Here is an 11,972-nt window from a genome sequence, read left to right as displayed (position 1 = left end):
CCAGCGCCAGCGAGCTGTTCTTGGTCAGGTTCAGGTACTGGCTGGTCAGCGGCGGCACGATCACCCGCAGCGCCTGGGGCAGCACCACCAGGCGCAGCACCTGGCCGCCGGCCAGACCGAGCGCGCGCGCCGCCTCGGTCTGGCCCCAGTTGACGGCGAGGATGCCGCTGCGCACGACCTCGGCGATGAAGCCGGCGGTGTAGATCACCAGCCCGGTCAGCACCGCGAAGAACTCCGGCGAGATCGCCAGCCCGCCGCGGAAGTTGAAGCCGGCCAGGGCCGGCATGTCCATGCCGGTGGGGGCGCCGCCGGCGAGGAAGGCCAGGGCCGGCAGCCCGAGCACCAGGCCGAGGGTGGCCCAGCCCCGGGGGAAGGGCTGGCCGGTGCGCGCCTGGTGCGCCGCCGCCCAGCGCCGCATCACCACGGCCACCGCCACGCCGGCCAGCAGGGCGGCGCCAACCCACGGCCAGACCGGATCGGCGGCCGGCACCGGGAACCACACGCCGCGCTGGCTCACGAAGACCCCGGGCAGCGGATTCAGGGCCTCGCGCACCGGCGGCATGCTCTCGGTCACCAGCGCGTACCAGAAGAAGAGCTGCAGCAGCGGCGGGATGTTGCGGACGATCTCCACATAGGCCGAGGCCAGCTTGGCCACCAGCCAGTTGCTGGAGAGCCGGGCGACGCCGACCACCGTGCCGATGATGGTGGCCAGGACGATGCCGATCACCGACACCTTCAGCGTGTTCAGCAGGCCGACCAGCAGGGCGTAGCCGTAGCTGTCGCGCGGGTGGTAGTCGATCAGGCTCTCGCCGATGCCGAAGGACGCCTCGCGCTCCAGGAAGTCGAAGCCGGTGGCGATCGACTGGCGTGCCAGGTTCTCCAGGGTGTTGGAGACGAGATACCACCCGACGAGGATGACGCCGCCCACCATCAGGATCTGGTAGACGAGCGACCGCACCGCGGGGTCGTTCAGCGACAGGGTGCTGGCGCCGCGCGCGACGGCGCGGTCGTCCCGGGCATCACTGGACACAGGCGGGACTCCTCATGCCGGTTGGCCGCCGCCGGACCGACCCCGGGCTCGGCGGTGCGGGCGAGGCCCCGGGGACGCGGCCGTGCGGCGCAGCCCCGGGACCGGCGGCGCGGGCTTACCGGAACGGCATCGAGTACATGAGGCCGCCGTTGGTCCACAGCGCGTTGAGGCCGCGCTCCAGCTTGAGCGGCGTGTCGACGCCGACGTTGCGCTCGTAGATCTCGCCATAGTTGCCGATGGTCTTGATCACGTTGTAGGCCCACTTCTCGTCCAGGCCGAGCGCGGCGCCCATGCCGGGGGACGCGCCGAGCAGGCGCTGCACGTCCGGGTCCTTGCTGTCGAGGTGCTCGTCGACGTTGGCGGAGGTGATGCCCTTCTCCTCGGCCTGGATGGTGGCGTAGACCGTCCACTTGACGATGTCGAACCACTGGTCGTCGCCATGGCGCACCGCCGGGGCCAGCGGCTCCTTCGACACCACCTCGGGCAGGATCACGTGGTCGGCGGGGTTGGGCGCCACCGAGGCGCGGGTGCCGGCAAGGCCCGAGGCGTCGGTGGTCAGCACGTCGCAGCGCCCCGAGAAGTAGGCCGCGTTCACCTCGTCCTGGGCCTCGATCACCACCGGGTTGTACTGCATGCTGTTGGCCCGGAAATAGTCGGCGAGGTTCAGTTCGGTGGTGGTGCCGGACTGCACGCACACGGTGGCCCCGCCGAGATCCTTGGCGCTGGTGACGCCCAGCGCCTTGGGCACCATGAAGCCCTGGCCGTCGTAATAGGTCACCGGGGCGAAGTTGAGGCCGACCGAGGTGTCGCGGGTCAGCGTCCAGGTGGTGTTGCGCGACAGCACGTCGACCTCGCCCGACTGGAGCGCCGGGAAGCGTTGCTGCGCCGACAGCGGCGTGAACTTGATCTTGCCGGGATCGTTGAACAGGGCGACGGCGAAGGCCCGGCAGAAGTCGACGTCGAGGCCGGTCCAGCTTCCGGCGCTGTCGGGATTGCCGAAGCCCGCCAATCCGGTGTTCACCCCGCACTGGACGAAGCCGCGCTGCTTGATCGCGTCGAGCGTCGGCCCGGCCTGGGCGCCCGTCGCCGCGCCGGCGGTGAGCGCCGCGACGGCGGCTGCGGCGAGAAGACCTGTGTTCATGCTGTTCTCCACCCCGTTCTTTTGCGTCTTATGAATCCGTGGCCGGACCGCCGCAACGGACGGCGGGAGGCCGCGTGTTGACGCGATGAGTGTAACAGTCCCTCCCGGGTTGTCGAATCCTCCCTGCCCCGCCGGGCGTTTCCCGGGACCGTCCATGGCCCTGGCCGCGCCGTCCGCCAGGGGTGGCCGGGCCGGACGGGGCGTGCGAAGATGGCTCTTTCGCGGCTTTCGAAGAGTTCACCACACCATGAAGGACGCCAAGCAGGACACCGTGCTGACCCATGCCGGCCGTGACCCCCGGGGGAATTTCGGCATCGTCAACCCGCCGGTCTATCACGCCTCCACGGTGCTGTTCCCGACCCTCGCCGACCTGGAGGCCAGCGACCGCGCGCCGTTCGACGGCGTCAACTACGGCCGCATCGGCACGCCGACCTCGGCGGCGTTCGAAACCGCCGTCGCCCGCCTGGAAGGCGGCCACCGTGGCGTCGTCACGGCCTCCGGCCTCGCCGCCATCGCCACCGCGCTGAGCGCCTTCACCAAGGCCGGCGACCACGTGCTGGTGACCGACAGCGCCTACGGTCCGACGCGGCGCTTCTGCGGCGAGGTGCTGGCCCGGTACGGCGTCGAGACCGAGTACTACGACCCGCGGATCGGCGCCGGCATCGCCGCCCTGATCCGTCCCAACACCACCGTCGTCTACCTGGAATCCCCGGGCTCGCTCACCTTCGAGGTGCAGGACGTGCCGGCCATCGCGGCCGCCGCCAAGGCCGCCGGCGCCGCCGTGCTGATGGACAACACCTGGGCGACCCCCCTGTTCTTCAAGCCGTTCGAGCACGGCGTCGACGTCTCCATCCACGCCGCCACCAAGTACCTGGTGGGGCACGCCGACGCCATGCTCGGGCTGATGGTGTGCGCCGAGGGGTGCTTCGAGACCGTGAAGCGGACCGCCGTGCGGTTCGGCACCTGCGCCGGCCCCGACGACATCTATCTCGGGCTGCGCGGCCTGCGCACCCTGTCGGTCCGCCTGACACGACACCAGGAGACGGCGCTGGCGCTGGCCGAGTGGCTGGCCGCCCGCCCGGAGGTCGAGCGCCTGCTCCATCCCGCCCGCCCCGACCACCCCGACCACGCCCTGTGGGCCCGCGATTTCAGTGGCGCCAGCGGGCTGTTCGCCGCCCTGCTGAGGCCGGTGCCGAAGGCGGCCCTGGCCGCCATGCTCGACGGCATGGAGCTGTTCGGTCTGGGCTATTCCTGGGGCGGCTTCGAGAGCCTGCTGCTGCCGGTGCGTCCCGCCGCCGTCCGCACCGCCACGTCCTGGAGCGACCCGGGTCCGCTGCTGCGGGTCCACGCCGGACTGGAAGACCCCGACGACCTCATCGCCGATCTGGAGCGCGGATTCGCGCGCCTCAACGCCGCCCTGTGAGCCGAACCATGACCGACCCCATCGCCCCCGTGGCCGCCACCGCGCCGGACGCCTACGACGAGGTCCTGGCCGCCATCCACTTCGACGCCGACGGGCTGGTTCCCGCCATCGCCCAGCAGGACGGCACCGGGGAGGTGCTGATGATGGCGTGGATGAACCGCGACGCCGTCATCGAGACGCTGACCACGCGCCGCGTCTGCTACTGGTCGCGCTCGCGCCGCGGGCTGTGGCGCAAGGGCGAGACGTCGGGACAGGTGCAGCGCCTGACCGACTTCCGCGTCGACTGCGACGGCGACACCCTTCTGCTGCTCGTCGACCAGACCGGCGTGGCCTGCCACACCGGGCGGCGGTCCTGCTTCTACCGGGCCGAGCGCGACGGCGCCCTGGCGATCATCCAGGAGGTCACCGTGGCGCCGGACGCGTTGTACGGACGGCCCCAACACCCCGCGCCGTCGCCGTGACCCGGGCCGACGCTGGGGCGATGCTGCAATGCGGCGGAGATTTGATCTGAATCAACGTGCGCCTCCGCCGATCGGCGTAGACCGTTCTCGTCTCTAACCCTCCCTGTTATCACTTCCACCGGAGGTTCCGTTCGGAACCTCCGGTTTTTCTCGTGGGCGTCCGGCAGGGCCGCGGTGGTGTCGGACGGGCGTATCGCGGCGCGCCGCTTGTCCCGGCGCCCCGGCGCCCCGGCGGTGACGGCCGTGGCGCCATCTCTTGACCTGGATCAACGTGGACCGCCCGCCGCGGGCGTAGAAGGTGGGGGTCTCGAACCCTCCCTGTAATCCACTTTCCATCGGAGCTTCCTTGCGGAAGCTCCTTTTTTTTGGTGGTGTCGACGTATTTTGCGCCGTCTTGACATCGATCAATCCACGGCGGCGCGCGGTCCTCTACAAAGGGTCTGTCTCTAACCCTCTCTATCACGACGTCTTCAGGGCTCCCTTGCCGGGGGCCCTTTTTTTCGCCGGGGGCCGCGCCACCGGCGGCGGCGTACGCCCCGCCGCCCGACGCCGCCCGACGCTGGTGCACCCGGACGAGGCACCCCGGCGGAGTGGGTCGGCCTATGCCATGTGGAGCAGCGCCAGCGCCCTTGACGAAGGGGGGGCGCACCCCACTTCGGTCAGGTGGGCCGGACGACGGCCGTACCCGCGCACGCCGGCCGCCAGGCCGGGGTGTGCGATGCCCGGGGGCCGGAGGGGAACCGGTCCTGTCGCACCTGATGAAGGGAGGTCCGCCGTGTCCGAGCGTCATCACCTCTGGGCCGTCGCCAACCTTCTGGTCGGCCGCTACGGCACCGCCGCCAGCAGCGAGGCGCGCGCCAAGGCCGACGCGGCCGCCAAGGTCGGCGACGGGGAAAGCACGGCCTTCTGGGCGGATGTCGCCGGCGTGCTCAAGGGCCGCCCGGCGCCGCCCCCGCCGGGCGGCGGCGCCTGACCGGGCGCCCGACTGGGCGCCGGTCAAGGGGGGCCGGCCGCGCCGGATCGGACGGGCGGCGCGGGAGATGGCGCGCCCTGCTGGACTCGAACCAGCGACCTACCGCTTAGAAGGCGGTTGCTCTATCCAACTGAGCTAAGGGCGCCCGGGACCGCCGTCAGATGCGCGGGCGGTCTTGGCGGAAATTGTCGGCGTAGTTGCGCGGGCGCACCCGGCGGGCGGCGGCGTCCTGCACCGTGAACTCCCACCCTTTCTTCTGGGCGAAGGCGACGGCCTCCTCCCGGGTCTCGAAGCCGAGCCTGACCTGGTTCAGCGTGTCGCCCGAGCTGATCCAGCCCATCAGCGGCTCCGGGCGGCGCGGCGTCTCGATCTCGTACTCAAGGAGCCAGCGATGCGTCTTCGCCCGCCCGGACTGCATGGCCGTCTTGCTCGGCTGGTAAATCCGGACCTTCATGGCGTTGCATCTCCTCTCGCTCTGTGACTCGTCCGTTGGTCGGGGCGCCCGGATTCGAACCGGGGGCCTCCAGTACCCAAAACTGGCGCGCTACCAGACTGCGCCACGCCCCGCCATCGTCGCAGTGAGATACACGAACACCGGGGCGGCGGCAAGGTGAAGCGGCGGCGCATCTCAGCGCAGCGCCGGCACCGGTCCGCCCGTCAGGCCCCGCCGCAGGGTCGGCACCGCCACCGCCGCCACCACCGCGAAGCCGACCGCCAACACGCCCACCCCCAGCGCTCCGCCGAGCGCCAGCGCCGCCACGTAGACCGCCCCCGTCGCCGCCCCCAGCGCCGGCACCCGCCACGACCCGGCGGCGGCGGCCCGCCGGGCCAGGGCGAATTGCGCCAGCATGTCGACGAAGGTCCGCGCCGTCCACGCCATGGCCGCCCCGGTCAGACCGTACGCGTTGGCCGCAAGAATCAGAACCGTGACGTACACGGGCAGCTGGACGAGGTGGAGGCGCGCCGTCGCGTCGGCCCGGCCGATCCCCTGCACCACCGCCAGCGGCACGAAGGCCAGGGCGTTGAAGAACACCCCCAGCGACAGGATCGCCATCAACGGCGCCGCCTGGGCGGCGAAGGACGGCCCCAGCCAGAGCGCCAGCACCACGGGCCCCAGCGTGTGCACGCCGCCCAGCACCGCCAGGAACACGCCGAGCACCGCCATCCCGCCGGTGTCGAGGAACGCCGCCAGGCGGTGGGGCTGGGCGCGGCCGGCCGCGGCAGCGGCGGGAAACAGGGCCCCGGCCAGGGCGATCGGCACGAACAGCAGCCGGCTCACCACCTCGAACGGGGTGGTGTACCAGGCGACGCTGGCCAGCGGGACCACCGACGCCAGCACGAAGCGGTCGGCATAGACCATCAGCGGGCCGACCACGTTGCTGACCGTCATCCAGCCGCCCATGGCGAGCACCGCGCGCAGGGCTCCCGGCCCCGCCGCCGCCCCGGCGAACACGCCCGGCAGCACGCGCACGGCAAGCCGGCCATAGGCGACGGTCCCGGCGAACCGACCGACCGTCACCGCCGCCAGCACCGCCAGCAGGCTGTCGCTGAACGGCAGCACGAACAGCGGGCTGAGATAGTTCAGCACGCCGACCGGCACCTTCACCGCGTTCGACAGGTCGAAGCGGTGGGCGCCCTCCAGGATGCCGCGGAAGCCGCCGGTCAGCAGGGCCAGGGGCACGTTGACGGCGACCAGGCGCAACGCCTGCGCCACCTCGCCCCGCAAGGGACCGGAGACGTGCACCACCTCGGCCGCCAGCCAGTCCGAGGTGGCCCACACCACGCCGCCGGACAGGAGTCCGACGGCGGCCATGACGAGCAGGGGAAGCCGGACCTCGCCGGCCGCGGCGGCGGCGCGGCCCTGGGCGGCCTGCGCCGCGACCCGCTGGGTCAGCGCCCGTCCCAGGCCGAAGTCGAGCATGGCAAGGTAGCCCAGCACCGCCCAGGTCAGGGTCAGCGCCCCGAAGCGCTCCTGGCCGATGTGGGCGAGCAGCACCGGGATCGACAGCAGCGCCGCCGCCATCGGCAGCCCTTCACCGAGCAGGTTCCACCCGGTGTTGCGCAGCACGCGGGAGTGCAGCAGGGACCCCAGGGTCATGGCGCCTCAGTGCCCGGGTGCGGCGGCGTGGCTCCGCCACGGCGGGGCGCTCATGGCGCATTGCCGAACACGGGATGGCGCACCCGGTCGCCCGCCCGGATGCCCAGGCGTGCGCTCATCCCGCCGTTGATCTCGACGATGCCCTTCACCGGGCCCGCGGAGCGGATGGCGTCGAGAGAGCCGGGCACCGCGCGTTCGTGGATGTTGACGATGCGGCCGTCGCCGCCGACGAACAGCATGTCCAGCGGGATCAGCGTGTTCTTCATCCAAAACGCCGCCGGCTGGGGCTGGTCGTAGACGAAGAGCATGCCGGCGTCCTCCGCCATCCGCTGCCGGTGCATCAGCCCCTGCGCCTGCTGCGCCGGGGTGATCGCCATCTCGACGTCGAAACGGAAGGACCCGCCCGCCGCCGTCTCGACGGTCACCGACGAGCGTTCGAAGGATTCCAGCGCCAGCGCGGGGACGGCGCCGGACAAGGGGGCACCGGCCAGGGCGGCCAGCGCGAGGAGCAGGACCGTGAAGACGCGTGCGGCCATGGGACGCCATTCGCTCGGGTTGCGGACGGGGGCAATGGTCGGCACCATGCCGCCGGTCCCGCCGCCTGTCCACCGCAACATGGCGGCCCCCCGACGACCGTGTGTCCGCCAAGGCCGGTCCGGTCCGGCAGCGGGGCACCGGGGCGCGTCAGCGTCCCGACGGATACAGGTCCTCACGCACCGGTGCGACGGCCTTCACCGCGTAGCCCGGCCGCGCGTCGAACCGCCGGCGCGCCCGCTCTCCCGCTTCGCGTTCGTTTTCCGCCCACACCAGATAGTCGCGGCCGATCGCCCATTCCTGGGCCAGCGGGTGGTGCGCGTCGACCTCGCGGACCTGGGTGTTCGTCACCGTCACCAGCCATTCCTTGTCCGAGGGGTTGCGGCGATCGGTGAGGATCAGCAGGTGCGGACGCCGCCGAGCCTGCGCCTCGGCCAGCCGCGTCTGGCAGTCGGCCTGGCGGTGGCGCACCGCGACGGTTTCCTCGGCCAGGCTTTCGATCTCCTTGATCAGGGCGTCCTCGTCGCGCTGGAGGCGCTTGATCGTCCCTTCGAGCTTCGACACGGCCTCCCGCGTGTTGCGGATGCGCGCCCGCACCTGGCTGGTCGCCGCCTCCATCGACAGCATGATGTTGCCGAGCCACGCCGCCACCGCGACGATGATCAGAACGATGAGGAAGTTCAGCATCATCAGACGGCCATCCTGCGGGCGTCGTCGGACGGCGGCGCCTCGGTGGCCGCGGGCTTGGGGGTTTTCTGGAACGCCTTCTGGTAGCCCATCTTGAAGGGAAAGGCGGTCTCCACCAGCTGACGCGCCTCCTCGAACGTCAGCGCCCACACCTCGGCGACGTTGGGGTAGCGCCAGATGGGCGTCACCGCGGCCCGCTCGCCGCCGACGCGGGCCTGGGTCGAGGCCCGGTCCTGGCTCACCGACACCACGAACTTGGTCAGCCCCGCCTTCGGCTCCCCCACCTCGTGGACGAACAGCGGTGGCTGTGCCGCGAGGTCGGTGATCTGCTTCTCCATCTTGCGGATGTCGCTTTCGACGCGGTGCTTCTCGCCCGACTGCTGGTTGCGGCGGGAGGTCAGCGCGTTGACCCGGTCCTGAAGATCGTGAGCCTCGGAGTGCAGCACGTAGATCCGGTTCTGCAGGCTGTCCAGGCCGGCGCTGCGTTCGAGCGCCCGCGGCATCAGGTCTTTCAAGATGAAGGCGACGGGCACGGCCACCGACATGATGACCAGGATGGCGACCAGAAGCATCGTCGTGTTCGACATGGGGTGTCCCGTCCATCCCCGGTCGCGGCGGTTTCGACCCGTCACGCTGGTGTCGCGCAATCCACAGCTACGGCACCGTCGCCCATTTGGCGCCTTGTTCGAGAATCGCTCATCCGACATAAAACGTCAACGAAATGTCGCGGAATGTCGCGGTCGCGCATTATCATTATCTGCAACGACAACACGGCACCCCCTTGTGTCACAGCCGTGCGGTGTCCGGCACCGGCGCCGCCAGGGCCGCCGCGGTCACCCGCCGGACGGCGTCGCGCACCGGCCCGTCGTGTGGCGGATCCGCCAGGCTGGTCAGCCAGCGCTCCGGCGGGCGGCGGCCGGCGGAGCGCGCCCATGTCAGCGCCCGCAGCACCGCCTCGGCGCCGGGCGTCGGCGGAACCGCCGGGTCGATCCCGTTGAGGGTCGCCCAGACCCCGGCCCAGCACCGCGCCACCGACCACGGATTGTATCCGCCGCCGCCCAGCACGAGGCGGCGCGGGGCCAGCGCGGTGACCGCCGCCACCGCCGCCCACAGCGCCCCGTTGCTCAGGGCCAGCCGGCTCAGCGGGTCGTCGGCGAGGGCGTCGGCGCCGCATTGGAGAACCAGGGCGTCGGCGGCGAAGGCCCGGCCGAGGGGCCGCAGCGCGTGGTCGACCACATGGGCCAGCTCCCGGTCGTTGAAGCCTTCGGGGACCGGAAGGTTGCGGGCGCTGCCGCCGGCCCGGTCGGAGGAGCGGCCGGTGAAGGGCCACCGGCCCTCCTCATGCACGGACACCGTCAGCACGCGGGGATCGCCGGCGAACGCGGCCTCCACCCCGTCGCCGTGGTGGGCGTCGAGGTCGACGTACAGCACACGCTCCAGCCCACCGTCGAGCAGCGCCAGGATGGCGAGAACGGGATCGTTGAGGTAACAGAACCCGCTGGCCCGGTCGGGCCGGCCGTGATGGGTACCGCCAGCCGGGCTGTAAACCGTCGCCGCAGCCCCCGACAGCAGGAGGCGCGCGCCCAGGAGCGATCCGCCGGCGGCCGTGGCCGGGCGCCGGAACATTCCGGGGAACAGCGGGTTGCCGAGACGGCCGAGGTCGTGGCGTAGGGCCGTTTCGGCGTCCACCGCCTGCTCCGCGTCGGCGCGCATCAGCGCGGCGACGTAGGCGGGATCGTGGAACCGGGCGAGGTCCTGCGGACTGGCCATCGGGCTGTCGCGGTAGGCGGCGTCGGGCAGCCAGCCCATGGCGCGGCAGAGGTCGACGACCGTCGCCAGGCGGGGGATCGCCAGCGGGTGCTTGGCGCCGTACCCGGGGGTGCGGTGGATCGCGCTGCCGATGAACACCGATGGTTCCGTCATGCGGCAATGTGGTGGCGCGGGCCGGCCCGGCGTCAAGCGGTCCTTGCCGCGACCGGGTGCCTGGGCCATAGTCCCGGCACATCACTGGGGGGAGCCGATGGTCGGCTGAGAGGTCCCGTCAACCGGGACGACCCCTGGAACCTGATCCGGTTCGTACCGGCGTAGGGACCAGTGAGCCATGCACGCGCCCGTCCGACCCGCGTCGTCCGACGCGCCCCTCGCCGTCACCGTCGCCAACGCACGCCTCACCTATGGCGGGGCGCCGCTCTACGAGAATCTCACCCTGCGGCTGGAGCCGGGGGCGGTCACCTGCCTGCTCGGGCCGAGCGGCGTCGGCAAGACGACGGTCCTGCGCATGATCGCCGGCCTGGCCGCTCCCGAACCGCCGACCGTGATCGCCACCGGGGACGGCCTGCCACTGGCCGGCCGCATCGCGTACATGGCCCAGCAGGACCTGCTGCTGCCGTGGCTCGGCGTGCTCGACAATGTCCTGCTGGGCGCCCGGCTGCGCCGCGCCGCCCGCACCCCCGCCGTGGTCGCCCGCGCCCGCGACCTGCTGGACCGTGTCGGCCTGGCGGATCGCGCCGGCGACCGCCCGGCCGCCCTGTCGGGCGGCCAGCGCCAGCGCGTGGCGCTGGCCCGCACGCTGATGGAGGACCGTCCGCTGGTGCTGATGGACGAGCCGTTCTCCGCGCTGGACGCCATCACCCGGCTCCGCCTCCAGGCCCTGGCGGCGGAGCTGCTGGCCGGGCGCACCGTCCTCCTGGTGACCCACGACCCGCTGGAGGCGCTGCGCATCGGCGACCGCATCCACGCCATGACCGGCCAGCCCGCCACCATCGGGCCGGCGCTGCATCCGCCGGGAGTGGCGCCGCGCCCGGTCGACGACCCCGCGCTGCTGGCGCTGCAGGGCGAACTGCTGCGGAGGCTGGCGGCATGAGCCGGGCCCTGCGGGCCGCCATCATCCTGGCCGTGCTGGCGGCGGGATGGCAGGCCGTGGTCTGGCTGAGCGGCGTGCCCCGCTTCATCCTGCCGGGACCCGGGGCGGTCGCGGTGGCGGTGCAGCGCCACGCCGGGCTGCTGGCCCACCACGCCGCGTACACCCTGGCGGAGATCCTGCTGGGCCTGGCCCTGGGCGTCGCCCTCGGCTTCGCCAGCGCGCTCGCCCTGGCGAGCTCGCGCATGACCCGGCGCTGGCTGCTGCCGGTGCTGGTGGTCAGCCAGGCGATCCCGGTGTTCGCCCTGGCCCCGCTGCTGGTGCTGTGGCTGGGCTACGGCATGGCCTCGAAGGTCGCCATGGCGACCTTGATCATCTATTTCCCGGTCACCGCCGCGCTGTTCGACGGGCTGCGGCGCACCGACCCCGGCTGGATCGATCTCGCCCGCACCATGGACGCCACGCCGGCCGCCGTGCTGTGGCAGGTGCGGCTGCCCGCCGCCCTGCCGGCGCTGGCATCGGGCGTGCGGGTCGCCGCCGCCGTGGCCCCGATCGGCGCCGTGGTGGGGGAATGGGTGGGCTCATCGGCCGGGCTCGGCTACCTGATGCTCCACGCCAACGCCCGCATGCAGGTCGACCTGCTGTTCGCCGCCCTGTTCGTTCTCGCCGCCTTCGCGGTGGCGCTCTACTCCGGCGTGGACGCCGCGTTGCGCCGGGTTCTGCCATGGCAACCCGATCGCCTTCCCGACGATGAAAAGGACTGAC

13 protein-coding genes, 2 tRNA genes and 1 riboswitch are annotated in these 11,972 nt (G+C 72.2%); of the genes, 5 read left to right on the top strand and 10 right to left on the bottom strand.

Going from position 1 to position 11,972, the window contains the following annotated elements; translation table 11 throughout:
- A partial coding sequence (locus tag AC6H2I_RS03970) for an amino acid ABC transporter permease (protein ID WP_497499270.1) occupies window positions 1–1,030 on the bottom strand: 1,030 nt, incomplete at its 3' end.
- A 115-nt stretch (window positions 1,031–1,145) separates the two neighbouring features.
- Window positions 1,146–2,171 carry an amino acid ABC transporter substrate-binding protein gene (locus tag AC6H2I_RS03965; RefSeq protein ID WP_497499269.1) on the bottom strand — a complete coding sequence of 342 codons (1,026 nt, stop codon included), beginning with the start codon at window positions 2,169–2,171 and terminating at the stop codon, window positions 1,146–1,148.
- 247 nt (window positions 2,172–2,418) lie between these two features.
- Between AC6H2I_RS03965 and metC the strand changes: the two genes are divergently transcribed.
- The 3 genes from metC (at window position 2,419) to AC6H2I_RS03950 (ending at window position 5,028) form a co-directional block, all read left to right on the top strand.
- Window positions 2,419–3,594 (top strand): cystathionine beta-lyase, encoded by a 1,176-nt coding sequence (gene metC / locus AC6H2I_RS03960; protein ID WP_497499268.1) that lies wholly within the window; start codon window positions 2,419–2,421, stop codon window positions 3,592–3,594.
- Window positions 3,595–3,602: 8 nt separating this feature from the next.
- Window positions 3,603–4,055, top strand: coding sequence for a phosphoribosyl-AMP cyclohydrolase (hisI, locus tag AC6H2I_RS03955; RefSeq protein WP_497499267.1), 453 nt, complete (start codon window positions 3,603–3,605; stop codon window positions 4,053–4,055).
- Between the two features lie 775 nt (window positions 4,056–4,830).
- Entirely contained in the window at window positions 4,831–5,028 is a 198-nt protein-coding gene (locus AC6H2I_RS03950) for a hypothetical protein (protein ID WP_497499266.1), read from the top strand.
- 68 nt (window positions 5,029–5,096) lie between these two features.
- On the opposite strand, the gene AC6H2I_RS03945 is transcribed toward AC6H2I_RS03950, so the two are convergent.
- From AC6H2I_RS03945 to AC6H2I_RS03910, 8 genes are all read right to left on the bottom strand, one after another.
- A tRNA-Arg gene (locus AC6H2I_RS03945) sits at window positions 5,097–5,173 on the bottom strand.
- 12 nt (window positions 5,174–5,185) lie between these two features.
- Window positions 5,186–5,482 (bottom strand): ETC complex I subunit, encoded by a 297-nt coding sequence (locus tag AC6H2I_RS03940; protein WP_497499265.1) that lies wholly within the window; start codon window positions 5,480–5,482, stop codon window positions 5,186–5,188.
- 36 nt (window positions 5,483–5,518) lie between these two features.
- Window positions 5,519–5,595, bottom strand: a tRNA-Pro gene (locus AC6H2I_RS03935).
- Between the two features lie 61 nt (window positions 5,596–5,656).
- Entirely contained in the window at window positions 5,657–7,126 is a 1,470-nt protein-coding gene (locus AC6H2I_RS03930; protein ID WP_497499264.1) for an oligosaccharide flippase family protein, read from the bottom strand.
- A 50-nt stretch (window positions 7,127–7,176) separates the two neighbouring features.
- Window positions 7,177–7,662, bottom strand: coding sequence for a DUF192 domain-containing protein (locus AC6H2I_RS03925; protein WP_497499263.1), 486 nt, complete (start codon window positions 7,660–7,662; stop codon window positions 7,177–7,179).
- A gap of 148 nt (window positions 7,663–7,810) precedes the next feature.
- On the bottom strand, window positions 7,811–8,350 hold the full coding sequence (locus AC6H2I_RS03920; RefSeq protein ID WP_497499262.1) for a hypothetical protein: 540 nt from the start codon (window positions 8,348–8,350) through the stop codon (window positions 7,811–7,813).
- Window positions 8,350–8,934 (bottom strand): hypothetical protein, encoded by a 585-nt coding sequence (locus AC6H2I_RS03915; protein ID WP_497499261.1) that lies wholly within the window; start codon window positions 8,932–8,934, stop codon window positions 8,350–8,352. The genes AC6H2I_RS03920 and AC6H2I_RS03915 overlap by 1 nt, the downstream gene beginning before the upstream one ends.
- 199 nt (window positions 8,935–9,133) lie before the next feature.
- Entirely contained in the window at window positions 9,134–10,255 is a 1,122-nt protein-coding gene (locus tag AC6H2I_RS03910) for an acetoin utilization protein AcuC (protein WP_497499260.1), read from the bottom strand.
- Window positions 10,256–10,347: 92 nt separating this feature from the next.
- Window positions 10,348–10,456, top strand: a riboswitch (TPP riboswitch).
- Here AC6H2I_RS03910 and AC6H2I_RS03905 point away from each other — a divergent pair.
- Together AC6H2I_RS03905 and AC6H2I_RS03900 are read left to right on the top strand one after the other, a co-directional pair.
- Window positions 10,449–11,210 (top strand): ABC transporter ATP-binding protein, encoded by a 762-nt coding sequence (locus AC6H2I_RS03905; protein WP_497499259.1) that lies wholly within the window; start codon window positions 10,449–10,451, stop codon window positions 11,208–11,210. (Overlaps the previous riboswitch by 8 nt.)
- Window positions 11,207–11,971 (top strand): ABC transporter permease, encoded by a 765-nt coding sequence (locus AC6H2I_RS03900; protein WP_497499258.1) that lies wholly within the window; start codon window positions 11,207–11,209, stop codon window positions 11,969–11,971. The genes AC6H2I_RS03905 and AC6H2I_RS03900 overlap by 4 nt, the downstream gene beginning before the upstream one ends.
- Window position 11,972: the final 1 nt, after the last annotated feature.

This window comes from Azospirillum sp. NS33 (genome assembly GCF_059703765.1).
The sequence above is the reverse complement of the archived record's forward strand: the minus strand, read 5'-3'. Positions and strand labels throughout refer to the sequence as shown.

What these genes read in the sequence shown, in the direction of transcription:
- AC6H2I_RS03965 (WP_497499269.1), bottom strand. Translation starts at nt 2,171, where the DNA reads ATGAACACAGGTCTTCTCGCCGCAGCCGCCGTCGCGGCGCTCACCGCC.
- metC (WP_497499268.1), top strand. Translation starts at nt 2,419, where the DNA reads ATGAAGGACGCCAAGCAGGACACCGTGCTGACCCATGCCGGCCGTGAC.
- hisI (WP_497499267.1), top strand. Translation starts at nt 3,603, where the DNA reads ATGACCGACCCCATCGCCCCCGTGGCCGCCACCGCGCCGGACGCCTAC.
- AC6H2I_RS03940 (WP_497499265.1), bottom strand. Translation starts at nt 5,482, where the DNA reads ATGAAGGTCCGGATTTACCAGCCGAGCAAGACGGCCATGCAGTCCGGG.
- AC6H2I_RS03930 (WP_497499264.1), bottom strand. Translation starts at nt 7,126, where the DNA reads ATGACCCTGGGGTCCCTGCTGCACTCCCGCGTGCTGCGCAACACCGGG.
- AC6H2I_RS03925 (WP_497499263.1), bottom strand. Translation starts at nt 7,662, where the DNA reads ATGGCCGCACGCGTCTTCACGGTCCTGCTCCTCGCGCTGGCCGCCCTG.
- AC6H2I_RS03920 (WP_497499262.1), bottom strand. Translation starts at nt 8,350, where the DNA reads ATGATGCTGAACTTCCTCATCGTTCTGATCATCGTCGCGGTGGCGGCG.
- AC6H2I_RS03915 (WP_497499261.1), bottom strand. Translation starts at nt 8,934, where the DNA reads ATGTCGAACACGACGATGCTTCTGGTCGCCATCCTGGTCATCATGTCG.
- AC6H2I_RS03905 (WP_497499259.1), top strand. Translation starts at nt 10,449, where the DNA reads ATGCACGCGCCCGTCCGACCCGCGTCGTCCGACGCGCCCCTCGCCGTC.
- AC6H2I_RS03900 (WP_497499258.1), top strand. Translation starts at nt 11,207, where the DNA reads ATGAGCCGGGCCCTGCGGGCCGCCATCATCCTGGCCGTGCTGGCGGCG.